The sequence below is a fragment of the Pseudomonas sp. SZ57 genome (assembly GCF_009495975.1).
Lineage (GTDB): Bacteria > Pseudomonadota > Gammaproteobacteria > Pseudomonadales > Pseudomonadaceae > Aquipseudomonas > Aquipseudomonas syringae.
Genome location: NZ_WIBD01000003.1, coordinates 297,844 through 324,839, shown reverse-complemented (window position 1 = coordinate 324,839; position 26,996 = coordinate 297,844). Strand labels below are relative to the sequence as shown.

At 59.4% G+C, this 26,996-nt stretch carries 23 protein-coding genes; 9 read left to right on the top strand and 14 right to left on the bottom strand.

Going from position 1 to position 26,996, the window contains the following annotated elements; translation table 11 throughout:
* Positions 1–2: 2 nt before the first annotated feature.
* The 3 genes from GE543_RS05130 to GE543_RS05120 all read left to right on the top strand — a co-directional run bounded on the left by GE543_RS05130 (position 3) and on the right by GE543_RS05120 (position 3,770).
* The gene (locus GE543_RS05130; protein ID WP_003314062.1) at positions 3–680 is read left to right on the top strand and encodes a heavy metal response regulator transcription factor; all 678 of its coding nucleotides are present in this window, start codon (positions 3–5) and stop codon (positions 678–680) included.
* The gene (locus tag GE543_RS05125) at positions 670–2,034 is read left to right on the top strand and encodes a heavy metal sensor histidine kinase (protein WP_371927095.1); all 1,365 of its coding nucleotides are present in this window, start codon (positions 670–672) and stop codon (positions 2,032–2,034) included. The genes GE543_RS05130 and GE543_RS05125 overlap by 11 nt, the downstream gene beginning before the upstream one ends.
* Before the next feature lie 206 nt (positions 2,035–2,240).
* A complete protein-coding gene (locus tag GE543_RS05120; protein WP_153220936.1) occupies positions 2,241–3,770 on the top strand; it encodes a sensor domain-containing diguanylate cyclase in 1,530 nt (509 codons plus the stop codon).
* 70 nt (positions 3,771–3,840) lie between these two features.
* Here GE543_RS05120 and GE543_RS05115 read toward each other — a convergent pair whose 3' ends face one another.
* Entirely contained in the window at positions 3,841–4,320 is a 480-nt protein-coding gene (locus tag GE543_RS05115) for a PA2169 family four-helix-bundle protein (RefSeq protein ID WP_153220935.1), read from the bottom strand.
* A gap of 218 nt (positions 4,321–4,538) precedes the next feature.
* Between GE543_RS05115 and GE543_RS05110 the strand changes: the two genes are divergently transcribed.
* The gene (locus GE543_RS05110; RefSeq protein ID WP_003341842.1) at positions 4,539–4,778 is read left to right on the top strand and encodes a DUF3820 family protein; all 240 of its coding nucleotides are present in this window, start codon (positions 4,539–4,541) and stop codon (positions 4,776–4,778) included.
* A gap of 126 nt (positions 4,779–4,904) precedes the next feature.
* Here GE543_RS05110 and GE543_RS05105 read toward each other — a convergent pair whose 3' ends face one another.
* From GE543_RS05105 to zwf, 3 genes are read right to left on the bottom strand one after another with little or no spacing between them, the layout of a single operon-like run.
* Complete coding sequence (locus GE543_RS05105) at positions 4,905–5,579, bottom strand: bifunctional 4-hydroxy-2-oxoglutarate aldolase/2-dehydro-3-deoxy-phosphogluconate aldolase (protein ID WP_003408967.1); 675 nt, start codon at positions 5,577–5,579, stop codon at positions 4,905–4,907.
* A 36-nt stretch (positions 5,580–5,615) separates the two neighbouring features.
* Positions 5,616–6,329, bottom strand: coding sequence for a 6-phosphogluconolactonase (gene pgl / locus GE543_RS05100; protein ID WP_153220934.1), 714 nt, complete (start codon positions 6,327–6,329; stop codon positions 5,616–5,618).
* The gene (gene zwf, locus GE543_RS05095; protein WP_153220933.1) at positions 6,316–7,785 is read right to left on the bottom strand and encodes a glucose-6-phosphate dehydrogenase; all 1,470 of its coding nucleotides are present in this window, start codon (positions 7,783–7,785) and stop codon (positions 6,316–6,318) included. The genes pgl and zwf overlap by 14 nt, the downstream gene beginning before the upstream one ends.
* 218 nt (positions 7,786–8,003) lie before the next feature.
* On the opposite strand from zwf, the gene GE543_RS05090 reads away from it, so the two are divergent.
* Positions 8,004–8,870: a MurR/RpiR family transcriptional regulator gene (locus GE543_RS05090; protein WP_002552324.1), complete on the top strand. Its 867-nt coding sequence runs from the start codon at positions 8,004–8,006 to the stop codon at positions 8,868–8,870.
* 439 nt (positions 8,871–9,309) lie between these two features.
* Here GE543_RS05090 and GE543_RS05080 read toward each other — a convergent pair whose 3' ends face one another.
* From GE543_RS05080 to edd, 10 genes are all read right to left on the bottom strand, one after another.
* Positions 9,310–10,185 (bottom strand): D-hexose-6-phosphate mutarotase, encoded by an 876-nt coding sequence (locus tag GE543_RS05080; protein WP_153220932.1) that lies wholly within the window; start codon positions 10,183–10,185, stop codon positions 9,310–9,312.
* A gap of 108 nt (positions 10,186–10,293) precedes the next feature.
* Complete coding sequence (locus GE543_RS05070; protein ID WP_003408960.1) at positions 10,294–11,655, bottom strand: carbohydrate porin; 1,362 nt, start codon at positions 11,653–11,655, stop codon at positions 10,294–10,296.
* A gap of 125 nt (positions 11,656–11,780) precedes the next feature.
* A complete protein-coding gene (locus GE543_RS05065; RefSeq protein WP_011266834.1) occupies positions 11,781–12,950 on the bottom strand; it encodes an ABC transporter ATP-binding protein in 1,170 nt (389 codons plus the stop codon).
* 2 nt (positions 12,951–12,952) lie between these two features.
* Complete coding sequence (locus GE543_RS05060; protein ID WP_003433593.1) at positions 12,953–13,798, bottom strand: carbohydrate ABC transporter permease; 846 nt, start codon at positions 13,796–13,798, stop codon at positions 12,953–12,955.
* On the bottom strand, positions 13,791–14,699 hold the full coding sequence (locus GE543_RS05055) for a carbohydrate ABC transporter permease (RefSeq protein ID WP_003314048.1): 909 nt from the start codon (positions 14,697–14,699) through the stop codon (positions 13,791–13,793). The genes GE543_RS05060 and GE543_RS05055 overlap by 8 nt, the downstream gene beginning before the upstream one ends.
* Before the next feature lie 104 nt (positions 14,700–14,803).
* Positions 14,804–16,090, bottom strand: coding sequence for an ABC transporter substrate-binding protein (locus tag GE543_RS05050; RefSeq protein ID WP_003365304.1), 1,287 nt, complete (start codon positions 16,088–16,090; stop codon positions 14,804–14,806).
* 168 nt (positions 16,091–16,258) lie between these two features.
* Complete coding sequence (locus tag GE543_RS05045; protein ID WP_003433594.1) at positions 16,259–17,665, bottom strand: ATP-binding protein; 1,407 nt, start codon at positions 17,663–17,665, stop codon at positions 16,259–16,261.
* A gap of 61 nt (positions 17,666–17,726) precedes the next feature.
* Positions 17,727–18,464, bottom strand: a complete 738-nt coding sequence (locus GE543_RS05040) for a response regulator (protein WP_046271730.1) — start codon at positions 18,462–18,464, stop codon at positions 17,727–17,729.
* Between the two features lie 50 nt (positions 18,465–18,514).
* A complete protein-coding gene (locus tag GE543_RS05035; RefSeq protein WP_003415265.1) occupies positions 18,515–19,480 on the bottom strand; it encodes a glucokinase in 966 nt (321 codons plus the stop codon).
* Positions 19,477–21,303 (bottom strand): phosphogluconate dehydratase, encoded by a 1,827-nt coding sequence (gene edd / locus GE543_RS05030; RefSeq protein WP_003415262.1) that lies wholly within the window; start codon positions 21,301–21,303, stop codon positions 19,477–19,479. The genes GE543_RS05035 and edd overlap by 4 nt, the downstream gene beginning before the upstream one ends.
* Before the next feature lie 219 nt (positions 21,304–21,522).
* On the opposite strand from edd, the gene gap reads away from it, so the two are divergent.
* The 4 genes from gap to GE543_RS05010 all read left to right on the top strand — a co-directional run bounded on the left by gap (position 21,523) and on the right by GE543_RS05010 (position 26,948).
* A complete protein-coding gene (gene gap / locus GE543_RS05025) occupies positions 21,523–22,524 on the top strand; it encodes a type I glyceraldehyde-3-phosphate dehydrogenase (protein WP_003408944.1) in 1,002 nt (333 codons plus the stop codon).
* 179 nt (positions 22,525–22,703) lie between these two features.
* Entirely contained in the window at positions 22,704–23,222 is a 519-nt protein-coding gene (locus tag GE543_RS05020; RefSeq protein ID WP_046271728.1) for an RNA polymerase sigma factor, read from the top strand.
* Positions 23,223–23,281: 59 nt separating this feature from the next.
* Positions 23,282–24,247 (top strand): FecR domain-containing protein, encoded by a 966-nt coding sequence (locus tag GE543_RS05015; protein ID WP_371927093.1) that lies wholly within the window; start codon positions 23,282–23,284, stop codon positions 24,245–24,247.
* Between the two features lie 121 nt (positions 24,248–24,368).
* Positions 24,369–26,948, top strand: coding sequence for a TonB-dependent receptor (locus GE543_RS05010; protein ID WP_153220931.1), 2,580 nt, complete (start codon positions 24,369–24,371; stop codon positions 26,946–26,948).
* The last annotated feature ends 48 nt before the right edge of the window (positions 26,949–26,996 follow it).

The following is a 26,996-nucleotide window of genomic DNA, read 5'->3' as shown; positions in this document are numbered from 1 at the left end:
CGATGCGCGTGCTGATTATCGAAGACGAAGAAAAAACCGCCGATTACCTGCGTCGCGGCCTGACCGAACAGGGCTATGCCGTGGACGTGGCGCGCGACGGGATCGAGGGCCTGCACCTGGCGCTGGAGAATGACCATGCGATCGTGATTCTCGACGTGATGCTGCCGGGTCTGGATGGTTTTGGTGTATTGCGTGCGTTGCGCGCACGCAAACAGACGCCCGTGATCATGCTGACCGCGCGCGAGCAGGTCGACGACCGCATTCGCGGCCTGCGCGAAGGCGCGGATGATTACCTGGGCAAACCGTTTTCCTTTCTGGAACTGGTCGCCCGCCTGCAGGCCCTGACCCGGCGCAGCGGTGGCCACGAACCGGTGCAGATCACCATCGCCGACCTGTGGATAGACCTGATCAGCCGCAAGGCGACCCGCGCCGGACTGCGCCTGGACCTGACCGCCAAGGAGTTTTCGCTGCTCAGCGTGCTGGCCCGGCGTCAGGGCGACATTCTCTCCAAGACGTCCATCGCCGAGATGGTCTGGGACATCAACTTCGACAGCGATACCAATGTGGTCGAAGTCGCGATCAAGCGCTTGCGGGCCAAGCTCGATGGCCCTCACGAACACAAGCTGCTGCACACCATTCGCGGCATGGGCTATGTGCTGGAGAACCGCAGTGCGGGTTGATTCGATTGCACTGCGCCTGAGCGGACTGTTCGCGCTGGTGGCACTGGTGGTCTTCCTGCTGATCGGCTGGGCCTTGTACCTGCAGGTCGACAAGAGCCTCGACCTGCTGCCCCGCGCGGAAGTGGACGCGCGCTACAGCGTGCTGGAATCGGCAGTCAATCGTTTCGGCAACCCGGAGCACTGGGGCAAGATCAAGAACAAGCTCACCTTGCTCAGTGAAGAGGACAAGCGCCTGCGCTTCTGGGTGGTGAGTGACAATCCGCTCTACGAGTTCGGCAACCCTGGCGCTGACATTCGCCGTTTTGCGCAGGGGCCGCTGGGCATGCACGACCTGAAACTGGCGGATCACCCGTTTTCGTTCAAAGTGCTGGTCAGCGAGTTTCCCGCCAAGGAACAGCGTCCGGCACTGCGCTTTCTGACCGCCATCGACACCGAGACGTTCTGGCACACGCAGCACTCGCTGCTGGTCGCCTTGATCAGCCTCGCCACGCTGGGCATTCTGCTGGCGTCGGCGCTGGGCTACTGGGCCGCGCGAATCGGCCTGCGACCGCTGACCAGCCTCTCGCAGGAAGTCCAGAAGCTCGCCCCGCCGCGGCTGTCCGGACGCTTGCAGCTGTCGCCGCTGCCGCCGGAACTCGAACAATTCGTCGCCTCGTTCAACTCCACGCTGGAACGCGTGGAGCAAGCCTACTCGAGGCTGGAGTCGTTCAATGCGGATGTGGCGCACGAGCTTCGTTCACCGCTGACCAACCTGATCGGTCAGACCCAGGTGGCGCTGACCCGCGGCCGCTCTGCCGAGCATTATTTCGAGGTGTTGCAGTCGAACCTCGAAGAGCTGGAGCGCCTGCGCTCGATCATCAACGACATGCTGTTTCTGGCCAGCGCCGATCAGGGCACCAAGGTCAAGGCACAGACCTGCACCTCACTGGCTGAAGAAGTCGCTACGACGCTGGATTACCTGGACTTCATTCTGGAAGACGCGCTCGTGCAAGTCCGCGTCAACGGCGACGCCAGAGCGCCGATTGAAAAACCCCACTTGCGCCGCGCGCTGATCAATCTGTTGCATAACGCCGTTCAGCACACTCGCGCTGGCGAAGTCATTGAAGTCAACATCGAATCCCGCGATGCCCATGTCACTGTCAGCGTGACCAATCCGGGCGTACAAATCGCTCAGGAACATTTACCCAGACTGTTCGAGCGCTTTTATCGGGTGGATGCCTCACGCAGTAACAGCGGCGCCAATCACGGCCTGGGGCTGGCCATCGTCAAGGCGATTGCCTTGATGCATGGCGGCACCGTGTTCGTGAACAGCGCCAAGGGCGCCAATACCTTCGGCATCCAGTTGCCTCGTTGACACCTGAAAATACTGACTACACTGACCATTTTCACGGCCCTCAATGTGCGCCTGTTCGCAGCATTTTAAATACACTTGCTTTATTCACATTCCCTTCATATGAGGCTATAAGGAGCGTGTTATACACGCATCAATAAGTTCCCCACCTAACTGATAATTTTATTAACCGATTATCAAGAATCATTCGTCTGCAGGTAGAACAACCGATGATGGTGTTTGCGTTTTCTCGGCAAGCCCGGCTCAAATGGACCCGTCCGGAGCTGATATTGATTATTGGCAGCTCGGTTTCAATGCTCGCCATTCTGGCGATTGTCGCGTCTTTACTGGCCCAGGAGCGCGACGACGCGGCACAGACAGCGGCACGTGCAGCGTCCAATATCGTTCGGTTGATCGATGCCGACGTCATGCGTAACGCCGAACTTTACGACTCTTCCCTACAGGGCATGATCAACGCCTGGCAGCGTCCGGACCTCCAGCAATTGTCACCTGAGCTGCGCCAACTTGTTCTGTTCGATCGCGCCACTGCCGCCTCTTACAAGGGCGACCTGGTACTACTCGATAACCGCGGCAAAATAGTGGCTGATTCTTTGTCTGTCACCCCTCGACATGACAACTTCGCTGACCGCGCCTATTTCAAGGACCATGCAACAGACCGCTCTTTGACGCTACATGTCAGCGCGCCGTACAAGACTCGCTGGGGCTACAAGGATTGGTGCATCAGTTTCAGCCGTCGCCTATCAGGCCCCAATGGCGAGTTCATGGGGATCGTGAGCGCGGAGATGCGCCTGGTGTATTTCAAGCACCTGTTCATGAGCCAGAACCTGGGCAGTGAAAGCAGCATCAACCTGATCAATACCTCGGGCATTCTGATCGTTCGTTACCCGGAAATGGAAGGCCAGGAATTGATCGGCAAGGATTACGGCAACAGCCCCAACTTTCAGCGCATCCTTAAGGAAGGCGATGGCAGCTTTGCGGCGATGTCGACGCAGTTGAACGCTCGTCGGCTGTATACCTTCTCCCGAGTCGGCAACCTGCCGCTGATCGTCGTCATCGGGCAGTCCGAGGATGAGGTGTATGCCGTCTGGCGGCGCAATGCCTGGCTGGTCGGCTCGGCCACCAGCGTTTTGTGCCTGGGCATTCTGTGGCTGACCTGGCTGCTGTGTCGCGAACTGCGAAGACGCCACCGTGCCGAAGATGCACTGGCCAGCCTGGCCGCGACAGATGGGCTGACCGGACTCGATAACCGCCGCCAGCTCGATGAAGCCATGGAAACCGAATGGGCGCGAGCGCAACGCTCTGGCAAGCAGCTGTCATTGCTGATGATCGATGTAGACCATTTCAAGGCATTCAATGAGCGTCATGGCCATCAGGGCGGGGACGAGGCGCTGCGTCTGATTGCGCAGACCATCTCATATTGCATCCGCCGTCCGGGCGACCGGATTGCGCGCTATGGCGGCGAAGAGTTCGTGGTGGTGCTGCCGGAAACAGATTTGCCGGGCGCCATGCTGATCGCGGAAAAAATCCGCAAGGCCGCGGAGTCACTGCCGCTGTTCAGGAATGCCGAACATCCCATCACCGTGAGCATCGGGGTCGCTTCGGATGTCGTTCGCCAGGGAGACAAACTGGAGGCATTTTTCGGCGTGGCCGACAAGGCGCTGTATCAGGCCAAGGACAATGGGCGTAACCGGGTCGAGTACCGCAGCTCGGTTGCCAGAAAGGTGACAGACCAGGTCTGACCGGCTGCGTTCGGGCATAAAAAAACGCCAGACTGGCTGGCGTTTTTTCGTGTACCGCTGACGTATCGAGTTACGATGCGGCGTGGGCTGCACGTGCTGCGTCACGCAGTGCTTTTACCTTGTCGTGGTTGGCAAGAACGCCAGCCTGCTGCTTTTCAATCAGCGCAATAACGTTAGGGGAAACGTTCTTGGCATGGGCTTTTTCCAGCGCTTCGCGATAAGCCTTCTTGGCAACGTCTTCGCCTTTTTCAACTTCTTCCAGAACGGCCTTGTCGTCGTCCGAAGTAACCATCGACTTCAGGTTGACCCATGCGCGGTGCAGTGCGCCAGATACGCTGGAAGAATCTTCAGGCTTGCCACCCAGTGCGGTTACTTGAGTTTGCAGTTCACGGACGGCTGCAGCTACTTCAGTAGAGCGGTTTGCAAGGAACGATTTTACCTGGGCGCTTTTTGCGTGTTCTGCGCTGGTACGAAAACCTTCTTCACCGTCTTTGCTGGTTTCGATCAGGTCATTCAGGATAGAGATCGTTTCTTTGTTGATATCAGTCATTTGATAATTTCCTAATGGCAGGTTGATACGAAAGTGTTCGATGTATAGGTAATTGCAGACACCGTGCCAGTTTCTGATATGAAAATAATTGTTTAATATCAATACCTTACGAAATTTTCACATTTAACCGTTCGTGACTTCTGCATGATCGGCGGTTTGGCCTGCATGCAGAATGCACGTATCGTACTGACCGAAACAGAAACACAGGCGTATCGCGGATGAATCCGGAAAAACTCAAGCTGCTGGTGACACAAGAAATGCCGTTCGGCAAATACAAGGGTCGGCTGATCGCTGATTTACCGGGGCATTATCTGAACTGGTTTGCCCGGGAAGGCTTTCCCAAAGGAGAGCTGGGCGGTCTGTTGGCGCTGATGCAGGAAATCGATCACAACGGCCTTGGCGCGCTATTGGACCCGCTGCGCACGCGTCCACGTCAGTCGTTCAAGGACAAGGGGTAAACGAAGAGACGGTCCGGAGAGAAAAAAAAACGGTGCTCCGGACCAGGGAGCACCGAAAAGCCATACAACCAACAACAACTTCCTTGTCGGAATCAGCCGCAGGGGCTGACTCCGAAATCCTGAAAATCAGTCAAACAGCGCCATTGCCTGCGCAGTCGCTTCCTGGATACGCCCCCAGTCGCCATTCTTGACCCAGGCGTTATCGATCATCCAGGTGCCGCCCACGCACATGACGTTGGGCAGGGCCATGTAACTCTTGAGGTTCTGCTCGTTGACGCCACCCGTTGGGCAGAAACGCACCTCGTTGAACGGCCCGCCCAGGGCTTTGATCGCTGCCACACCACCACTGATCTCAGCCGGAAACAGCTTGAAGCGGCGATAGCCCATGGCGTAACCGATCATGATTTCCGAGGCACTGCTGATACCCGGTAACAGCGGCAAGGGGCTGTCGACCGCAGCTTGCAGCAGGTCTTGCGTGCTGCCGGGGGTGACGATGAACTGCGAACCGGCCGCCTCAGCGTCAGCCAGCATCTTGCGGTCCAGGATGGTCCCTGCGCCCACACATAACTCGGGGCGCTGTTCACGCAGGATACGAATGGCGCTCAAACCGAACGCCGAGCGCAGGGTCACTTCCAGCGCAGTCATGCCGCCAGCGGCCAGTGCATCGGCCAGCGGCAGTACGTCCTGGTCACGGGCGATGGTGATCACCGGCAGAATCTTCGCCTTGGCGCAGAGTTCGTCGATCTGGGCAATCTTGTTCGCCATGCTGGTCAGCGGCTGATTATTTTCATTCTGTGTCATGGCGACGGTTCCTTTGTTTGTGGGGCTTATCGGAGCTTATGGGCACCAGTAAATCTCGAGAGACGGGTTGAGAAAGGCACGTACCGGCATCTCGGCGAGGTCATCGCCTGCCAGCGCGGTGCGCAGGGTGTCGAGTTTGGCCTGACCGGACACCGACAGAATCGGCGAACGTGCCGACGCCAGCAGGCGGCGGGTCAGGGTCAGGCGCTGGTGCGGCACGCTCGGTGCGAGCATGGGCAGGCAGCGGCGCTCGCCTTGCAGGTCAAGGGCTTCGCTCAGATTCGGGCTGTTGGGGAACAGCGATGCGGTATGCCCGTCGTCGCCCATGCCCAGAATCAGTACATCGATGGGTGGCAGCTCGGCCAGTGCCTGATCGGCAGCCTGTGCGGCTTCCTCGACACTGCCCGCCACGCTGTACAGGCCGAGAAACTTCGCCTTCGCCACAGGCCCCTGCAGCAAGTGGCGCTGCAGCAGGCCGGCATTGCTGTCGGCGTGTTCGGTCGGCACGAAGCGCTCGTCCGCCAGACTGATCACGACCTTCGACCACTCCAGCGGCTGTGCCGCCAGACGCTGGAAGAAGGCGACCGGGCTGCGTCCACCGGACACCACCAGCGTCGCCAGACCGTTCTGGCTGATCGCCTGTTTCAGGCGCTCGGCGACATTTGCAGCCAGTGCATCGGCCAGTTGTTGCGCTGTGTCGAAATCGTGTGCTACCAGCCCTGCCGGCAGCTTGAGGTCACATGTCGCCATACCAGGATCTCCCGTCGCGAGTAATCAGGGCAATGGAGCTCATCGGCCCCCAGGTTCCAGCCGGGTAAGGCTTGGGCGCGTCGCCCGCCTTCTTCCAGCCAGCGATCAACTGATCGCACCATTGCCAGGCGTACTCGATCTCATCTTTGCGGACAAACAGGTTCTGATTGCCACGCATGACTTCCAGCAACAACCGCTCATAAGCGTCGGGGACACGAGCGCTGCGGTAGGTGTCGGAAAAATTCAGTTGCAAGGGACCGCTGCGCAGCTGCATGCCCTTGTCCAGGCCCTGATCCTTGGTCATCACCTGCAAGGAAATGCCTTCGTCAGGCTGCAGGCGGATGATCAGGCGGTTGCTGATCTGCAAACGCTGTTCAGGCGCGAAGATGTAGTGCGGCGGCTCTTTGAAATGGATCACGATCTGCGACAGCTTCTGCGGCATGCGTTTACCGGTGCGCAGATAGAACGGCGTACCCGACCAGCGCCAGTTGCGGATGTCGGCACGCAACGCGACGAAGGTTTCGGTATCGCTCTGGGTATTGGAGTTTTCTTCCTCCAGATAGCCAGGCACCGCCTTGCCTTCGCTGTAGCCAGAGGTGTACTGGCCGCGCACCACCTGGGTCGCCAGACGCTCCGGGGTGAACGGTGCCAATGCCTTGAGCACCTTGACCTTCTCGTCACGGATACTGTCGGCCGACAGGTCGCTTGGCGGGTCCATGGCAATCAGGCAGAGCAGCTGCAGCAGGTGGTTCTGGATCATGTCACGCAACTGGCCGGCCTGATCGAAGTAGCCCCAACGGCCCTCGATGCCGACCTTCTCGGCCACCGTGATCTCTACGTGGGAAATATGGTTCTGGTTCCATTGGGTTTCGAACAGGCTGTTAGCGAAGCGCAGAGCGATGAGGTTCTGTACCGTGTCCTTGCCCAGATAGTGGTCGATGCGATAAACGCGGTTTTCCGGGAAAAACTGCGCGACGGCGTCATTGACCCGGCGCGAAGAGGCCAGGTCGTGGCCGATGGGTTTTTCCAGTACGGCACGCGTGCGCTCGGCGAGGTTGACCGACGCCAGGTTCTCGCAGATAGCGCCGTAGACCGAGGCCGGTGTGGCGAAATAGGCGATCAGGGTTTCGGCATTGCCGACGCGCTCGGCAAGGGCGACGTAGTCCTCGGCCTTGAGGAAGTCGACATGCAGATAGCTGAGGCGCGCCAGAAAGCGGCCCAGGTTGTCCGGCTCCAGTTCCGTCTCGGGAATGAAGCGGCGCATGGATTTTTTGATGTACGCCAGATGCGACTCTTCGTCGCCTGGCTCACGCGCCAGGGCAAGAATTTTCGTGTCTTCATGCAGCAGTCCAGCGCGATCAAGCTGATAAAGAGCCGGGAACAGCTTGCGTACCGCCAGGTCCCCCAGGGCACCAAACAGGGCAAATGTGCACGGTTCAACCGTAATCAAGGGCATAATGTTGGTTCTTTTATCAAGTTAGGCTACAAATACCTTTTTTAAAGGCGTTACTCAAGGCCATATGTAGTAATAACCACAACATTCTGCCTGAAAGCATATTCCAGTGGTGATCAACACAGGCCCTCAGTACGATAGGCCACCTTTGCTACAGGCTAAAGGGCTAATAAAAGCCCGAGACAAAACCGTTGGTAAATCAGCCCCGACAAGGACTTTGAATGGACCGCGTAAGAAACCTCCTGGAGCAAATCCAGGGCCGACTCGACGAGCTGAACAAGGCCGAACGTAAAGTGGCCGAGGTCATCCTGCTCAACCCGCAGATGGCCACGCGGCTGAGCATTGCAGCGCTTGCCCAGGCCGCCAAGGTCAGCGAGCCGACGGTCAATCGCTTCTGCCGTTCGTTCAGTGTCAGCGGCTATCCGGAATTGAAGCTGCAACTGGCCCAGAGCCTGGCCAGCGGCGCGGCTTATGTCAGCCGTGCGGTGGAAGCGGATGATAATCCGGAGGCCTATACCCAGAAGATTTTCGGCAGTGCCATCGCGTCACTGGACAGCGCCTGCCAGCAACTGGACCCGGCCTTGATCAGCAAGTCTGTGGACATGCTCATCCAGGCGCGGCAGATCCATTTTTTCGGGCTGGGTGCTTCGGCGCCGGTGGCTCTGGATGCGCAGCATAAATTCTTCCGTTTCAATCTGGCGGTGACGGCGCATGCCGATGTGCTGATGCAGAGGATGATTGCGTCGGTGGCGCATACCGGCGAGTTGTTTGTAATCATTTCGTATACGGGGCGTACCCGTGAGCTGGTGGAGGTGGCGCGTATCGCGCGGGCCAACGGCGCGTCGGTGCTGGGGCTGACGGCAGCCGGTTCGCCGCTGGCCCAGGCCAGTACGGTGAGTCTGAACATTCCTCTGCCGGAAGACACGGATATTTATATGCCGATGACGTCGCGGATCATTCAGTTGACGGTGCTCGATGTGCTGGCCACGGGTATGACGTTGCGCCGCGGCGTCGATTTTCAGCCGCATTTGCGCAAGATCAAGGAAAGTCTGAATGACAGCCGTTACCCGATCGAGGATCAGGGCTGAATGGGTGTCGTTGACTGTTCTGCGACATCAGGTGAATTGGGGTTGGGGTCCGGCCCGGAGCCTGATGACTATCGTTCCTCACGCTCCGCGTGGGAATGCAGTTCGTGACGCTCTGCGTCACACGGCGGTTTTTCTTTTTCAGGTGGATTGGGGTTCGGCTCAGGTCACCTTTTCGCCCCTCGGCGAGTCACTTTGAAGGGGCCAAAGTGACCAAAGCCCCTGGCTCCGTTTCCGGCCCGACTTCGTCGGGTTCCTTCGCCCTGTCACTGATCCGGGGGTCGCTGCAACGGGCCATCCATGGCCCGGTGCAGCTAACTCGGCATCCATGCCGAGTTCACCCGGGTCAGCGCCAGGACTCAGCCGTCACTTACGTCGCACTCTGCGTCGTCTGTGCCATCGGGGTTTGACTAGCGTGCAGACGCTCTGCGTCATCTGCAACTCACCCTGCCAGGCTGGCTTGCAGTTTGAGCTGCACCTGCTCTCCGGGCCTTAGACTGAAGGTGTCGCCGGAGCCTGAGGCGGCTTCGACGCGGACGAAGCCTGCGGTCTCGCTGCCGCATACGCCGAGGAGCGGTCGGCTGCCGGGGTGCCAGACGACGGTGTTGGTGCTGTCGCCGGTGTCGATGTTGAGCCTGCGCTGCCAGATCGGATCCTGGAGCTGTACGGCGCCGGCGTGTTCGAATACGCGTTGGCAGGCGCCTGCCACGCGCAGTTCGCCTTGTTGCTGACACGCCTGCCGGCTGAGTTCGTCATAACCCTGTGCGCCGTCGAGTCCCTCCAGTGCGACTTCAGCCACATCGCCGATCCGCCAATACGCGTGCAGCGCATGGCTGAAGTGACACGGTTCGCTATCCTCGTGACGCGTGCTCAGACGCAGTTCCATGCCCTGCCCCAGTTCGGCATGCAGATCGACCTGCCAGTCCCACAGTTGCAGGCGCCAGTGCAGGCTTACACCCTCTTCACACTCATTGCTGTCGATCAGTTTCCAGTCCAGCAAACGCCCCCAGCCGTGCGCCGGCCAGCCGCTCTCGCCGGGATGCCGGCCATACCACGGCCAACAGACCGGCACGCCTCCACGAATGGCACCCACCTGCGGCCACTGCGCGGCACACCATAGCCAGGGTTTCTGGCCCTGCGGCTGGAAATGCAGCAATTGCGCGCCCTGGCGACTGAACACGGCCTGACATTGCGGGTGGTCGATGACCAGTACATCGCGCAGCTGATGGCGCTCCCACTCGAAAGTCGGTCTGGCACGTCGGGATCGGAAGAAGCGTTGCAATGGATGTTCAGGCAGTTGCGCGTCGTGAGTGGTCATCGCCAATCGCGTCCCTGAAAAATAAAAGGATCAAGCCAAAAAAAACGGGCAGCCAGGCTGCCCGCAAAGCACACACGACCCTTGATCGCGTTACGCGTCAGTCAATAATCAGAACTTCGACTGGATCTTGATGCCCGCTACCAGCGCATCATCAACCTGATCTACGCCACCAGGATGCTTGATGTACTGCAGGTTGGGACGCACGGTCAGCCAGTTGGTGACATGGAAGCCGTAGTAGATTTCAGAGTTGTACTCAGTGCTCTGGACCGGCAGGTAGCCAGGGTTGTCGTAGTCATTGATACCGCTGATCTGGTTGGCCAGACGCACGCGATCCTGCACATCGTCGTTGACGTGGATACGGGCGATACCGATACCGATGTCATCTTTCGGACGCGAGTTGAACGGACCTTTGTACGTGAAACCGATCTGCTGGTAGTTGTCGACGAAGTTGGTCGCCTTGTCATGCACGGTGGCGTTGGCAAAGATGCTGAGACCACGCGACGCATCGCCGTCATGAGTGGTGAGCTGTTGCTGAGCCACGACCCACCAGCCATGCTTACTGCTGTGCGACTTGAACGCTGCGCCAGTCAAAGCCTGCGGCTGACCGTTCACGTCTTCATAGACGTCATTGGCGTTCGGCGTGCTCTTGTAGTAACCGACGCGGTACTCACCGGGCAACGAGTTGAAGGATGGAGTCCAGACCAGCTCGACCGGCAGAATCATGCCTTCGGTGCCACTGCCACTGAGCTTGAAGCCGTTGCCTGTTTCAAGGTTGGACGGGTTCTGCTCGTACACACCGACCTGTGCATAGACTTCAGGCGTGATGTTGTACTTGATGCGCAACGCCCACTGGCTGATCGGCCAGTTGTACCAGGTGCTTACGTAGTTACCGACCTGCGAGCCGCAGAACGACAGGTTCTGGAAGTCGCACGGGAAGCTGTTGAAGTCTTCGCCCGGACCGAAACGGCCGGCCTTGACGTCCAGCGCGCCGTCGAAGTACTTCTGCTTGATCCACATCTGCGTCAGGCGCCAGGTCTGACCACGGCCCCAGACTTCCTGGGAGGAGCTGAGTGTACCGGCGCGAGGATCGCCGATACGGTCATTGGAAATGTTGCGACCGCTACGTTCGGTGATTGCCAGCTTGAACTCTGCGTCTTGCCAGCCGAGAACTTTCTGCAAATCGACTTTCATGCCCAGCGCGAACTGGTCGCTGTAACGACCGGTGGTGTCGTCGTTGTAGCCGCCCTTGAGGTTGCTGGCCATCTCGGAAACGTATTCCAGCGAGAAGTCGTAACCCTTGTCCAGCAACTCGGTGCGCTTGCCACCCCAGTCACCCGTCATCCAGGGTGAATCTGCGGCAAATGGCTCGGCGGCGTGAACGCTGCCTGCCAGACCCATCGCACCCAACGCCGACAGCTTGCATACCAACTGGAGCCGGGAAAGCGATTTACCTTTGTTGATCTTCTTCATCCCATCAATCCTCGTTTTATTGTTATTAGCTTTGGTAAACGTGTTGCTTCATTCACTGCCCTGTGTTCGCTGGTCGGCCGTGCGTTTTGGCAGCCAACGGCCAGCCAGCGATGCTCGTTGCTGAATCAATTTATCACTTGCGGCTCGACCGGTGACACATTGTTTTCCCGTTCGGCCGCCTGCCGCGCTCCCAGCACGCCAAGACGCTCACCGCTCTGAGCATCGAAAATCAGCACTCTGGCAGGATCGAACTGCAGGGTAAGGCTCTCGCCCACCTGTGGCGCGACATCCGGGGCAAGGCGACAGCAGACCTTGCTCTGGTTGAGCGTGACGAACACCAGCGTATCCGGACCGGTCGGCTCGGTCACCTGGACCTCGGCACGAATGGTCGGCAGCCCGGTCGATTCAGCGCCGGCCAGCATAATCTGTTCAGGGCGAATACCGAGAATGATTTCTCGATCTTCAAGGCCTGCATCGGACACGCCCACGGGCAGTTCGCAACGTGCCTGGCCACTGTCGAGCGCAGCGATCAACTGGCCATCCTTGCGTTGCAGGCGCAGCGGGATGAAGTTCATCGGCGGCGAACCGATGAAACTGGCGACGAACAGGTTGGCCGGATCGGTGTAGATCTGCTTGGGCGTACCGAACTGCTGGACGATACCGTCCTTCATCACCGCGACCTTGTCACCCAGCGTCATGGCCTCGATCTGATCGTGGGTCACATAGACGGTGGTGGTTTTGAGGCGCTGATGCATCAGCTTCATTTCGGTACGCATCTCGACGCGCAACTTGGCGTCGAGGTTGGACAGTGGCTCATCGAACAGGTAGATCTTCGGTCGACGTGCCAGGGCACGGCCCATCGCGACACGCTGCTGCTGGCCACCGGACATCTGACCCGGCTTGCGATTGAGCAGGTGCTCGATCTGCAACAGCTTGGCAACGCGAGCCACTTCAGCGTCGATGTCGGCCTGCGGCATCTTGCGGATCTTCAGCCCGAAGGCGATGTTTTCACGCACGCTCATGGTCGGATACAGGGCGTAGGACTGAAAGACCATGGCAATGTCGCGATCCTTGGGGCTGGTGCCGCTGACGTCCTGGCCGTCGATCAGAATCTCACCGCCACTGATGCTTTCCAGACCGGCAATGCAGTTCATCAGCGTGGATTTACCGCAGCCCGATGGACCGACCAGGATCAGGAACTCGCCATCCTTGATCGACAGGTCGATGTTCTTGAGTGTGTCCGGCAGATTGCTGCCGTAGGTCTTGTTGACGTTGCGTAATTCGAGAGTCGCCATGATTACCCCTTGACCGCGCCGGCCGTGAGCCCACGCAGGAAATACTTGCCAGCCAGTACGTAGACCAGCAGTGTCGGCAGGCCGGCAATCATCGCCGCCGCCATGTCAACGTTGTATTCCTTGGCACCTGTGCTGGTGTTGACCAGATTGTTCAGAGCCACAGTGATCGGCTGAGAATCGCCGCTGGAGAACACAACGCCGAACAGGAAATCGTTCCAGATCTGGGTGAACTGCCAGATCAGGCAAACCATCACGATAGGCGTGGACATCGGTAGAATGATGCGCCCGAAGATGGTGAAGAAGCCGGCACCGTCCAATCGTGCAGCCTTGACCAGCGCATCGGGAATGCTGACGTAGTAGTTACGGAAGAATAGCGTGGTAAATGCCAGTCCGTAGACCACGTGAACAAACACCAGCCCGGTGGTCGTGTTGGCTAGGCCCATCTTGCCCAGTGTGAAGGATGCCGGCAGCAGGACGGTCTGAAACGGCAGAAAGCAACCGAACAGCAACAGACCGAAGAACAGCTGCGAGCCCTTGAAGCGCCACATCGACAGCACATAGCCATTGAGCGCGCCGATTGCGGTGGAGATGATCACGGCCGGAACAGTGATTTTTATCGAGTTCCAGAAATAACCATCGACCAGGTCCCAGGCTTTTATCCAGCCGATTGCAGTCACTACGCTCGGCCAGCTCAACAGGTTGCCGGTGCCGATATCTTCGGGTGTCTTGAAGCTGGTGAACAGCATCACTACCAACGGCACCAGATAAATCAGACAGGCCAGCATCAGCACGGCGTAAATCAGAACACGACTGAAGCTGATGCCCGGTTTGCCAACATGACTAGTCATGGCGTTTGGTCCTCAGCTCGGAATACAGATACGGCACCAGAATCGCCAGGATCGCGCCGAGCATCAGAATCGCACTGGCAGAACCCATGCCCATCTGGCCGCGGCTAAAGGTGAACGAATACATGAACATCGCCGGCAGGTCGGATGAGTAACCGGGGCCACCGGCGGTCATCGCGGCTACCAGGTCGAAACTCTTGATCGCAATGTGCGCGAGAATCATCACGGCACTGAAGAACACCGGACGCAGGCTTGGCAGCACGACGCGCCAGTAGATCATCGGCAAACTCGCGCCATCCATCTGGGCCGCGCGAATGATCGACTGATCGACGCCACGCAGACCTGCCAGAAACAACGCCATGACGAAGCCGGAGGACTGCCATACCGCGGCGATGACCAGGCAGTACACAACGCGGTCCTGGTCAATCAGCCAGTCGAAACGGAAACCTTCCCAGCCCCAGTCACGCAGCATCTTGTCCAGACCCAGACCCGGGTTGAGCAGCCATTTCCAGGCAGTACCGGTGACGATCATCGACAGCGCCATCGGGTACAGGTAGATAGTACGAATCATGCCCTCGCGACGAATCCGCTGGTCCAGCAGGACGGCCAGCAGGACCCCGATCACCAGGCTGATTGCAATGAACATCCCGCCAAAGACCGCAAGGTTCTTGCTTGCCACCCACCAGCGATCGTTGTCCATGAGACGCGCGTATTGCGCCAGACCGACCCATTTATAGGAAGGCAGGAACGTCGAGTTGGTGAACGACAGTGCGAATGTCCAGAGGATATAGCCATAGAAACCCACCAGCACGATGAACATGCTGGGGGCCAGCACCAGTTTTGGTAGCCAGCGTTGCAGCGCATCCATTGGCGAGGCTTTGCTGTTCGCAGCGACAGAGCTCATCGGGAGTATCCCATGCGGTGTATCGAATCCAGGCCGCAGCCGCAGGTGAAATCAACCAGGGATTTCAACACTGCGGACGACGGTTAAAGGCGGTTCAGAACGAATTACTTGGCAGACTTGATCGCAGCGCCCAGCTTTTTGGCTGTTTCGGCCGGATCAGCTTTCGGGTCATTGATGTAGTTGGTCACCACATCGAAGAACGCGCCCTGCACTGCCAGCGTAGTTGCCATGTTGTGCGCCATGCTTGGCTGAAGACCACCGGTTTTCGAATCAGCCAGGAAGTCCTTCGCAGCGGTTTGCGCACACGAGTCGAAACCGTATTTGCTCATGTCGGACAGCATGTCTTCACGAACCGGGATCGAACCCTTGTTGATGCTGAAGACCTTCTGGAAGTCCTCGCCCATGGCGACCTTGGCCAGATCCTGCTGTGCGGCAGTCGTGCCCTTGTCTTTCTGCTTGAACACCGCCAGCGAGTCGATGTTGTAGGTAAAGGCTTTTTCGGTGCCCGGGAAGGCTACGCACTGGTAATCCTTGCCAGCGACCTTTTTGGCTGCGGTCCATTCACTCTTGGCCCAGTCGCCCATGATCTGCATGCCGGCCTTGCCATTGATGACCTTGCCAGCTTCCAGGTTCCAGTCCTGGCCCTTGCCATCGGCATCCATGTAGGTCGCGACTTTCTTGAGTTCGGTGAGCGACTTGACCATTTCTGGGCCGGTCAACGCGCCGTTGTCCAGATCGACCAGAGCTTTCTTGTAGCCGTCAGCCCCCATCACCGAGAGCACGACAGCTTCAAAGACGGTGCTGTCCTGCCAAGGCTGGCCACCGTGGGCGAGTGGGATGAAGCCGGCTTTTTTCAGCTTGTCGCCTGCCGCGTAAAACTCTTCGAGCGTTGTAGGCGCCTTGTCGATACCGGCTTTCTTGAAGACTTCAGGGTTGATCCACAGCCAGTTGACGCGGTGAATGTTCACCGGTACTGCTACGTAATCACCGTCGTACTTCACGGTGTCGGAGACTTTCTTGTCCAGCAGGGAGTCCCACTTCTCGGACTTGGCGACCTCTTTCAGCGCATCGGTATCGAGCAGGCCGGTAGAGGCCCATTCCTGAATATCCGGGCCTTTGATCTGGGCCACACCGGGAGGATTTCCGGCAACCGCACGGCTCTTGAGCACGGTCATGGCCGTGGAGCCACCGCCGCCTGCAACGGCGCCGTCCTTCCAGGTAAAGCCGTCCTTTTCAACCTGAGCTTTCAGAACATCGACTGCAGCCTTTTCGCCACCCGACGTCCACCAGTGCACGACTTCTACGGTGCCTTTGGATTCAGCGGCGTTAGCGCTCAGAGGGAACAACGAAGCGAGAGAGATGACAACAGCGAGACGTGACATGGAATTCATCGAATTGACCTTTCTTGTTGTTATGCATGAGCAAGTCTGGTGCTTGCGCTTCGTGGGAGTCTAACCAAGCCTGACGCGCCGACAGTAACGAAGGGACGCGTGATTGTCACAGGATGGTGACAATTGGAATCCCGGTGCAATCGCTAGCCAAAGCCACTGTGCAGCGCGTCATTCCACAGTTCTCGGCAGGTACAACGTTACCCGCAACCCTCCGTCACGCAGGTTCTGCAGGCTGACTTCGCCGCCATGACTGTGGGCAATGTTGCGAGCGATGCCCAGGCCGAGACCGTAGCCCTGCTGCTGATTGCCTGCCAGACGGAAATGCGGTTCGAAAACGTGTTCGAGACGCTGCTCGGGAACGCCAGGACCTTCGTCATCGACATGCAGTACGAACGCCTGGGCATCGTCCTCGACTTTCAGATGCGCGCGATCACCGTATTTGAGCGCGTTATCGATCAGGTTGCCGATGCAGCGCTTGAGCGCCAGCGGTTTGCCTGAATAGGCAGCCTGAGCCTCACCCTGCTGCGTGACCCGCCCATTGCCGTCAGCAAGCAGCCAGGGTTCGACCAGACACTCAAGCAGCGCGTTGAGGTCTACCGGCTCGATGTTTTCATGAATATCAGTGTCCTTGACGCACTGCAGCGCGCCTTTGACCAGCAGCTCCAGTTCATCCAGATCACGACTGAATTTGCGTTGCAGTTGCTCGTCCTCGAGCAGCTCGACCCGCAAGCGCAAACGGGTGATGGGCGTACGCAAATCATGGGAAATGGCACTGAACAACTGCCCCCGCTCGGTCAGGTAGCGACTGATCCGGGTGCGCATGGCATTGAACGCCCGGCTGACCTCGATGACTTCGCTGCCGCCGCCCTCGACCACAGGTTCGACGTCCGCGCCCAGCGACATGTCCCGTGCGGCCCGCGCCAGACGCTTGAGCGGGCGGCTCTGCCAGTGCACCAGCAAGCCGATGAACAACAGCAGAAATGCGCTGGTCAGGACAATGAACGAGACCTGCTGAAGAGGCAACTCCTGCTCCTCCAGCGAGGTGTAGGGTTCGGGCAGCAGCGAGGCAATGTAGAACCACTCGCCCGGCGCCATTTCGATTTGCGTGACCAGCACCGGCGGGTTCACCGGCTCGAGTGTCAGCGCGTAATGCGCCCACGAACGCGGCAGCTCGTCGAGCTTCAGGCCGCTGTTGAAGATCCGCAGTTCTTCGGGCCGCGCGAACCATACGGTGATGTCCGGACCATTGCCCAGTCGCTGGCGCAGCACCTCGCCCACCACGTCCAGCACCGCCTGCTTGCGAGGGGTGGGCTGCATGATCTGCATGTCCAGCGGGTGATCGTTGAGTGACACCACGAACCGTGTGCCACCCATACTGCGTAACTGGTCGAGCACCATGGGCCGGTAAGCCAGCGGCAATGAGCGAAAGTAGCTGACACTGGCCGCCATCGAGTACGCCAGACTGCGCGCACTGGTCACCAGGCCTTCCATCTGCGTGGCACGCAACTGTGACAGCCAGATCACGCTGGACAGCGCCTGCGCTAAAAGAACTGCCAGCAAGGTCAGCAGCAACATGCGCCCCAGCAACGAGCGCGGCAGCGGCAGGCCGGTTCTCTTCGTGCCTGCCCCTGTCGGTTTAATAGCCGTTGCCCGCTTGCGAGTTGACGTTTGCGGCCAGCAGGTAACCACTGCCGCGAATGGTGCGGATCAGACGCGGTGACTTGCCGGTGTCGCGCAGACGCTGACGCAGGCGACTGACCGCCATGTCGACGATGCGCTCCAGCGGCATCAACTCACGCCCACGCGTGGCATTGCCGATGGTGTCGCGGTCGAGAATCTGCTGGGGGTTGTCGAGAAACAGTTTGAGCAGTGCGAAGTCGGCGCCGGACAGAATCACCTCTTCGCCGTCATTGTGAAACAGCCGATGGCTGACCATATCGAGTCGCCACTCATCAAACAGGATCACGTCGCCACCCGGACGCTCCTGACCGAACTGGGCACGTCGCAACAGCGCCTTGATGCGGGCCTGAAGCTCGCGCGGGCTGAACGGCTTGCCAAGGTAATCATCAGCCCCCAGTTCCAGACCGATGACCCGGTCGGCTTCGTCCGAACTGGCGGTCAACATGATGATCGGCACATGCGGCTGACGCGGGTGCTGGCGGATCCAGCGACACAGACTGAAACCGTCTTCATCGGGCAGCATGACGTCCAGGATCAGCAGATCGCTTGGTTCGTCGTTGAACGCTCGACGGAAATCCGCGCCATCGCCCACTGTGCGCACCTGAAAACCGGCGCGGCTCAGGTAGGTCTCCAGCAACTCGCGAATTTCCTGATCGTCATCCACCAACAGGATCGATTTACTGACTGGGCTCAAGTTGAAGCGTCCTTGTCTGGCTGTAAATTCTTGTTGTTATGCCATATCGCTCAGATCTGCGCAGCAAACGCCTGTTGCAGAGCCACGCCTGAACCCATGAGGCCCGGATATTCAGCCGTGACCAGCCACACCGGCAGGCCGTTGAAATAGTCGCTCATGACGCCCTTCTCGGCCATGGCGCGCTTGAAGCCGCTGTTGATGAAGAACTCAGTGAAGCGCGGCACCACGCCACCGACGATATAAACCCCGCCGAGGCTGCCCAGGGCCAGCACATGGTTGCCGACCACTCTGCCGAGAAACACGCAGAATTGCTCAAGCACCGCCGCCGCTACCGGGTCACCCGAGAGGGCAGCGGTGGTGATTGCCGCAGGCGATTTGAGCACCGGTTCGATGTCGTCCAGGGCGCAACTGACCTGATACAGCAACAGCAAGCCGGCACCGCTGAGCACGACTTCGGCGCTGACATGCTCGTGCTCGGCCATCAGCCGCGTCCACAGCAGCGCCTCACGTGCGGTGCCGATGGGCAGATCGGCATGACCGCCCTCACCCGGCAGCGCCATCCAGCGATTGCCTTCGAGTTTGATCAGCGTACCGACGCCCAGCCCGGTCCCCGGCCCCACCACCACGCGCGGCCGATCAGGCTTGCCGACACCGTGGCAGACCGTCAGGTATTCATCGTCCTTGAGCCGGGTCATGCCCAGCGCCATGGCGGTGAAGTCGTTGATCAGCAGCAATTCATCGACCTGCAGATCGGCGCAGAAGGCCTTGCGGCTCAATTGCCAGTGGCTGTTGGTGAACTGGAAAAAATCGCCATCCACCGGCCCGGCCACCGCCAGGCATACATGACCGATATCGCCGCGCTGCAGCTCCAGGTCCTGCAGATAGACTTCGATGGCCTTCTCCGGGCCCGCGTAGTCAATGGTCGGGAATACCCGGACAGAATGCAGCGTGTCGTCTTCCCAAATGGCAAAACGTGCATTGGTACCGCCTATATCACCGACCAGGGCCAACTTCACTTAAGCGTCTCCAGACTAGAGGTAAAGGCGCTGGCGCCTTGCTCTGCGGAGCTGAAGGCCATGCGCATGAATCCAAAAAGCTCGCGACCGCAGCCGACACTGTTGTCGATCTGGTTGATGGCCGGTTCTCTGGCGGCCAATTCTGACGCTTCGACCAGAACTTGTAACGTGCCTTTTACACCATCCACACGAATCACATCGCCATCACGCACAAGAGCCAATGGGCCACCATCGAACGCCTCCGGGCAGACATGAATCGCCGCCGGGATCTTGCCCGAGGCGCCCGACATGCGTCCATCGGTGACCAGCGCAACCTTGAACCCGCGATCCTGAAGGACACCCAGAAACGGCGTCATCTTGTGCAGCTCGGGCATGCCATTGCAGCGCGGCCCCTGGAAGCGCATCACGGCGACGAAATCGCACTCCAGCTCGCCCGCCTTGAAGGCATCGGCCAGCTCTTTCTGATCCTGGAACACCTTGGCCGGCGCTTCGACGATCTGATGTTCCGGAGCCACAGCGGACACTTTCATCACGCCACGGCCCAGGTTGCCTTCCATGACCCGCAGACCACCTTCCGGCGAGAACGGACGGGCAACCGGGCGCAGGATGTTTTCATCGAGGCTTTCTAGCGGCCCTTCACGCCAGACTAGTTTGCCGTCTTCCAGAAACGGCTCTTTGGTGTAGCGGCTGAGGCCATAACCGGCCACGGTGTTGACGTTTTCGTGCAGCAGACCGGCAGCCAGCAGCTCGCGAATCAGGAACGACATGCCGCCTGCCGCCTGGAAGTGGTTGATATCGGCTTTGCCGTTGGGGTAGACGTGACTGAGGGTCGGTACCACTTCCGACAGATCGGCCATGTCCTGCCAGGTCAGCTGAATGCCCGCGGCCTGGGCAATGGCCGGCATGTGCAGGGTGTGGTTGGTCGAGCCGCCTGTCGCGTGCAGCGCAACGATGGAATTGACCAGCGAGCGCTCGTCGACGATCTCGCCGATCGGCATGAAGCTGCCGCTCTGCATGGTCAGACGCGTCACCTGGCGAGCCGCTTCGACGGTCAGTGCATCACGCAAGGGTGTGTAGGGATTGACGAACGAAGCACCCGGAAGGTGCATACCCATCACTTCCATCACCAGCTGGTTGGTGTTGGCGGTGCCGTAGAAGGTGCAGGTTCCCGGACCGTGATACGACTTCATTTCCGAGTCGAGCAACTCTTCACGGGTGGCCTTGCCTTCCGCATACCGCTGCCGTACGTCGGCTTTTTCCTTGTTGGAGATGCCTGAAACCATCGGCCCGCCGGGCACGAAAATGGTCGGCAGATGACCGAACCGCAACGCGCCCATCATCAGACCGGGCACGATCTTGTCGCAGATGCCCAGCATCATCGCGGCGTCGAACATGTTGTGCGACAGGGCAACCGCGGTAGACATGGCAATCACTTCACGGCTGGCAATGGCCAGCTCCATGCCCGGCTCGCCCTGGGTCACGCCATCGCACATGGCCGGCACACCGCCAGCAAACTGACCGACCGAACCAATGTCACGTAAAGCCTGTTTGATCTGGTTTGGGAAGTGTTCGTAGGGCTGATGCGCCGAGAGCATCTCGTTGTAGGAAGAGACGATGGCCACGTTGGCGGCGTTCATCAGACGCAGGCTTTGCTTGTCTTCCGGGCCGCAGGCAGCGACGCCGTGGGCAAAGTTGGCGCATTGGAGCTTGCCGCGCATCGGGCCATCGCTCGCTGCGCCGCGAATCAATTGAAGGTAGCGCTGACGGGTATCGCGACTGCGGGCGATGAGACGCTCGGTTACTTCAAGGACGCGGGGATGCATGTGATGAACTCCAGGCTAACGTCTAAGGTCACCCGTAAAGACGGCTCCGGTTTTCGAGCAGTGACTGCCAGGGAGCAAAACCCTGATCTCGATCAACTGGGAGTGCCTTTCAGGCTTGTAGTTGTAGATAAAACAAAATATTGCCACTAAAAAGGCTTGTTTTCTATTTCTATGAGAATAATCTTGTAATTCCAACAACAAATTCAGAAGGACGGCTGTATGACTCTTCGTATCGCAATCAACGGTTTTGGCCGAATCGGCCGCAACGTCCTACGCGCACTGTATACCCAAGGCTACCGTCAGGACCTGCAGGTCGTCGCCATCAACGATCTTGGCGACAGCGAAATGAACGCACACCTGCTGCGCTTCGACACCGTACACGGCCCTTTCAGCGGCACGGTCGAGTGTGACAAGGACAGCCTGACCGTCAATGGTGACCGTATTTCGGTCAGTGCCATTCGCAACCCGGCCGAGCTGCCGTGGAAAGCGCAGGACATCGATGTGGTGTTCGAATGCACCGGCCTGTTCACCAGCCGCGACAAGGCTGCTGCGCACCTCACCGCCGGCGCCCGCAAGGTGATTATCTCCGCGCCAGCCAGCGGTGCCGATGCCACCATCGTCTATGGTGTCAACCACGACACGCTGCGCCAATCGCACCAGATCATCTCCAGCGCCTCGTGCACCACCAACTGCCTGGCCCCGGTCGCTCAAGTGCTGCATCGCGAATTGGGTATCGAAAACGGCCTGATGACCACCATTCATGCCTACACCAACGACCAGAACCTGATCGATGTCTATCACACCGATCCGTACCGCGCCCGCTCGGCCACGCAATCGATGATCCCGAGCAAGACCGGCGCTGCCGAAGCGGTAGGTCTGGTGCTGCCGGAACTGGCAGGCAAACTTACCGGCATGGCTGTGCGTGTACCGGTCATCAACGTTTCGCTGGTCGACCTGACCGTGACCCTGAAGCGCGAAACCACCGTCGATGAAGTCAACGCGCTGATGAAAGAAGCCAGTCAGCACTCCAAAGTGCTCGGCTACAACACGCTGCCGCTGGTCTCCCACGACTTCAACCACAACCCGCTGTCGTCGATCTTCGATGCCAACCACACCAAGGTCAGCGGCAAGCTGCTCAAGGTACTGTCGTGGTACGACAACGAATGGGCGTTCTCCAATCGCATGCTCGACAACTGCCTGGCACTGCATAACGCGCAGTAAAGGACAGTCCAGCCAAGCACCTGCTCTCATGCCCATGCACTGCGTGGGCATGCAGCTTCGGGCGTGTGCGTCCGATCTTTAGCAAGCGTCTGGCGGACAAATATTTACAGATCCAGGCTTGACCCGCCCTGAAGATGAGAAGCATTATCATTTGCTCGAATCTCCGGTCGGTCTCCTCCGTGTCGCACTCAGACTTCAACAACGTGTTTCTGGCCCAGCGCCCGGTTCTGTTACGCACTCTACAACGCATGGTTGGCAATCAAAGCGCTGCTGAAGACCTGCTTCAGGAAACCTGGCTGCGCGTCAGCCGTGCATTGACCGAACATCCGGTCGCTCATCTTGAACCCTTCGTTTTCCAGACCGCTCGCAACCTGGCGCTGGATCATTTGCGTGCGCGGCGCATCCACGGCCGGACCATGCTCGAAGACGTGCCGCCTGCACGGCTCGAAAATGTCGTGGCCCAGCTGGGCTCGCCCGAAGATGCTGCACATGCCAAGCGCCTGCTGGAAAACCTGAGCGCCAGTCTGAGCACGCTGAGCCCGCGCCAGCAGAAAATCTTTACCCTCAGCCGTCTCGATGGCCGCAGTTATCTGGAAATTGCCGAGCATTTGCAGGTCTCTGCCAGTACCGTACAAAAAGAATTGAAACTGATCATGGCGATCTGCGTAGGCGTTCTTTCCAGGCTTGACCCGCCCTGAACCCTGCCGCACGCTGCCAGACTCATATCGATACAGTTTCAGGATTGCCGAGGAACATCGTGGCCCCGAAAACAGAACGCCCGCACGCGATCGCGCAGGACGTGTTGAGCAACGCTGCAATGGATCAGGCCCTGACCTGGCTGATCGAACTGGAAGGCGCAGACGATGCACACCAGGCGCGTTTTCAGGAATGGCTGAATGCCGACCCTGAACATGCCCGCGCATTCGAGAAAGCCCGGACGCTCTGGAGCTCGCAGCCGGTTCGGCACGCAGCCGAAAACATCGCACCACCGCGCAAGCGCTCGGCATGGCAGCGTGCCCGTCCCCACTGGAAACCTCTGGCCACTGCAGCGGTGCTGCTGTTGGGGCTGTTCAGCTTCAGCAATCTGCCCTTGCGCCTGCAGGCCGATCATCTGACGGTCGTCGGTGAACGCCAGCGCCTGGAACTGACGGACGGCTCGAAGGTGCTGCTCAATACTGATTCGGCGTTCTCCAGTCAGGTCGGGGAAAAACAGCGCTCTGCCCGCTTGTATCAGGGGGAAGCCTTCTTCGACGTCACGCCGAAGCCAGGGCTGCCATTGGAAATCGAAGCCGGTCCGGTACGCATGAGCGCCAACAGCACCGCGTTTTCGGTGCGCTATCTGAACGGTGTCGCGCAGGTACACGTGCAACGCGGCGCTGTCGACGTGCATGCCACCCATGGTGACTCCAGCCTCAGTCTGGGCGCTGGAGACAGCGTTCGCGTGGGGCCTGACGGGTTTGGGCAGCGCGAAAAGCTTGACCCGGTCCGGGACCTGGCCTGGGTGCAGGGCCGACTGATCTTCGACAAATCCCCGCTGAGCGACGTACTGGCTGAGCTGCGCCGTTACTATCCAGGCTGGATCGTCAGCACCAATGCACAACTGGACCGTGTTGCCGTCACCGGCAACTACCGCCTGGACAACCCGCTCGACGTGGTGCGTTCGCTGGCGCAGATCACGTCGGCAAGCCTTCATGAAATGCCCGCGCTGGTGATTCTCAACTGAAGGAAAGTTTTTTTACTCGATAGCGACTGCCCGTTCGTCTAGTCATAGCCAATGCAACTGATTCTCATTTTGAAGCAGCTTGTAAACACTATGACGAGCAACACCCCAGGGAGCGCTACCGATGTCATCCACGTTCACGCCTGTCGCCCGACAACGCGCAAGGCTTACGCTTTCTCTCCTGACGATTGCGGTACTGGGCGCCAGTCTGCAAGTGGCAAACGCCAGTGCTGCCAGTGAAAGTACACATGCGGCCCGCCCGGCGGGCACCTACCCGTTCTCGATCAGTCAGCAACCTCTGGTGTCGGCGCTGAACGAGTTCAGCCGCGTGACCGGCTGGCAGGTGGGCATGTCGGCGGGCCTGGCCCAAAACGTCATCTCCCCGGGGGCCAGCGGTGAACTGAGCGCCGCGCAGGCGCTGGACAGCATGCTTTCCGGCAGCTCGCTGAGCTACCGCAATCTGGGCAATAACAGCGTCGTGCTGGAAAAGCGCGCCCCCACCGCTGGCGTCATGGCGCTGGATCAGATCACTGTCAGCGCCACACGCCAGGCCCAGGATGTCACCTCAGTGCCGAGCACTGTCAGCGTACATACCCGTGAGGAACTGGACCGCGACAACATCAACACGATCCGCGATCTGGTGCGCTACGAGCCGGGGGTTACGGTGGGCGGCGCAGGCCAGCGTGCGGGCACAACCGGCTATAACATTCGCGGTATCGACGGCAACCGGATCCTGACTCAGGTCGACGGCGTCGAGGTGCCCGACAGCTTTTTTACCGGCCCTTATGCGCAAACTCACCGCAACTATGTCGACCCGGAGATCGTCAAGCGCGTGGAAATCCTCCGCGGTCCCGCTTCGGCCCTCTACGGCAGCAGCGCCATTGGTGGCGTGGTCAGTTACTACACACTGGACCCGGATGACATCATCAAGCCCGGCAAGGATGTCGGCGCACGTTTGAAAACCGGCTACAGCTCGGCAGACCAAAGCTGGCTCAACTCGGCCACGGTCGCAGGCCGTCAGGGCGAATTCGACGGCTTGCTGCACCTCAGCCAGCGCAATGGCCATGAAACCGAATCCTATGGCAGCACCGCCGGTACCGGTTTGAGCCGTACGCAAGCCAACCCTGAGGATGCGCGCAGCACCAACGTGCTGGGCAAACTGGGCTGGAACTACGGCGACGGTTCGCGTCTGGCGCTGGCCTATGAAAAGTACAAGGACGACCGCGACAGCAATCTGAAAAGCGCAGTCGGCGGGCCATTCGCCAACGGCAGCGGTCTGGGGATGTATCAGTCGCGCGAGGGTAACGACACCATCACCCGCGAGCGCTTCGGGATCGAAAACAGCTTCGCCCTCGACAGCCTGCTGGTCGACAACGTCAAGTGGAGCCTGAACTATCAGATCGCGAAAACCGATCAGAGCACTCGGGAACGTTACTTTCCGTTCTCCCGCGATGTCATTCGTGAACGCGACACGCAGTATCAGGAAAAGCAGTGGGTGTTCGATGCCCAGCTGGACAAGGCATTCTCCGTTGCCAGCACCGACCACGTGCTGACCTACGGCACAACGATCAAGCGCCAGAAAGTCACCGGATTGCGCAGCGGCAGCGGCACTTGTGCGCGAGTCTTCGGCTCCTGCCGCGCCGTCGGTGCAGACAGTCCGAGCGACCGGCTGGCCGCAACGAGTGATTTCCCCGACCCGACCATCACCAGCTACGCGTTGTTCGCGCAGGATCAGATCAGCTGGAATGACTGGACCTTCCTGCCCGGTGTGCGTTACGACCACACCCGGCTTGATCCGACATTCACCTCGCAATTCCTCAGGTCGGTCAGCCTGACCGACCCAAGCCAGGCGAACGATGAAACGCGAACCTGGCATCGCCTGTCGCCCAAGCTGGGCGTGACTTACGCACTCAGCGATGCCTACACGTGGTACGGCCAGTATGCCGAGGGCTTCCGCACGCCTTCGGCCAAGTCACTTTACGGACGCTTCGAAAACCCGACGGCCGGGTACGTGGTCGAGCCCAATCCGAACCTGAAGCCCGAAACGAGCAAAAGTTACGAAACCGGGCTGCGCGGTCGCTTCGAATCCGGCTCGTTCGACATCGCGGTGTTCTACAACAAGTACCGCGACTTCATCAACGAGGACGCCATCACACCCGGCTACAGCGAACTCACGTTCCAGTCCAACAACATCCGGCACGCCACCCTCAAAGGCGCCGAACTCAAAGGCCGTCTGAACCTCGACAGCCTGGGTGCGCCGAACGGCCTCTACAGCCAGGCCTCCGTCGCCTATCTGCACGGCCGCAACGACGACACGGGCGAGCCGCTCAACAGCGTCAACCCGCTGACCGGAGTCGTGGGGTTGGGTTATGACCGCGATCACTATGGCGGTCTGTTGAGCTGGACCCTGGTCAAGCGCAAGAACCGAGTGGATGACAGCAACTTCCACACGCCGGATGGCACCTCCAGTCAGTTCAGAACACCGGGCTTCGGCATTCTGGACCTGACCGGCTACTACAAGGTCAGTGATGACGTGACCGTCAACGCAGGCCTGTACAACCTGACCGATAAAAAATACTGGCGCTGGGACGATGTGCGCGGCTACGACGGCGTGGGAGAAGCCGGCGTAACCGCACCCGCCAACCTCGATCGCCTGACCCAGCCGGGACGCAATTTCAGCGTCAACGTGGTGTGGGACATCTGAGCCCGAGCGCCTCTGAAAGCCCGCCGTTGAATCATCGAACGGCAGGCT

Coding starts and splice junctions, on each gene's coding strand:
- GE543_RS05130 (WP_003314062.1), top strand. CDS start 3: ATGCGCGTGCTGATTATCGAAGACGAAGAAAAAACCGCCGATTACCTG.
- GE543_RS05120 (WP_153220936.1), top strand. CDS start 2,241: ATGATGGTGTTTGCGTTTTCTCGGCAAGCCCGGCTCAAATGGACCCGT.
- GE543_RS05115 (WP_153220935.1), bottom strand. CDS start 4,320: ATGACTGATATCAACAAAGAAACGATCTCTATCCTGAATGACCTGATC.
- GE543_RS05110 (WP_003341842.1), top strand. CDS start 4,539: ATGAATCCGGAAAAACTCAAGCTGCTGGTGACACAAGAAATGCCGTTC.
- GE543_RS05105 (WP_003408967.1), bottom strand. CDS start 5,579: ATGACACAGAATGAAAATAATCAGCCGCTGACCAGCATGGCGAACAAG.
- pgl (WP_153220934.1), bottom strand. CDS start 6,329: ATGGCGACATGTGACCTCAAGCTGCCGGCAGGGCTGGTAGCACACGAT.
- zwf (WP_153220933.1), bottom strand. CDS start 7,785: ATGCCCTTGATTACGGTTGAACCGTGCACATTTGCCCTGTTTGGTGCC.
- GE543_RS05090 (WP_002552324.1), top strand. CDS start 8,004: ATGGACCGCGTAAGAAACCTCCTGGAGCAAATCCAGGGCCGACTCGAC.
- GE543_RS05080 (WP_153220932.1), bottom strand. CDS start 10,185: ATGACCACTCACGACGCGCAACTGCCTGAACATCCATTGCAACGCTTC.
- GE543_RS05070 (WP_003408960.1), bottom strand. CDS start 11,655: ATGAAGAAGATCAACAAAGGTAAATCGCTTTCCCGGCTCCAGTTGGTA.
- GE543_RS05065 (WP_011266834.1), bottom strand. CDS start 12,950: ATGGCGACTCTCGAATTACGCAACGTCAACAAGACCTACGGCAGCAAT.
- GE543_RS05060 (WP_003433593.1), bottom strand. CDS start 13,798: ATGACTAGTCATGTTGGCAAACCGGGCATCAGCTTCAGTCGTGTTCTG.
- GE543_RS05055 (WP_003314048.1), bottom strand. CDS start 14,699: ATGAGCTCTGTCGCTGCGAACAGCAAAGCCTCGCCAATGGATGCGCTG.
- GE543_RS05050 (WP_003365304.1), bottom strand. CDS start 16,090: ATGAATTCCATGTCACGTCTCGCTGTTGTCATCTCTCTCGCTTCGTTG.
- GE543_RS05045 (WP_003433594.1), bottom strand. CDS start 17,665: ATGTTGCTGCTGACCTTGCTGGCAGTTCTTTTAGCGCAGGCGCTGTCC.
- edd (WP_003415262.1), bottom strand. CDS start 21,303: ATGCATCCCCGCGTCCTTGAAGTAACCGAGCGTCTCATCGCCCGCAGT.
- gap (WP_003408944.1), top strand. CDS start 21,523: ATGACTCTTCGTATCGCAATCAACGGTTTTGGCCGAATCGGCCGCAAC.
- GE543_RS05010 (WP_153220931.1), top strand. CDS start 24,369: ATGTCATCCACGTTCACGCCTGTCGCCCGACAACGCGCAAGGCTTACG.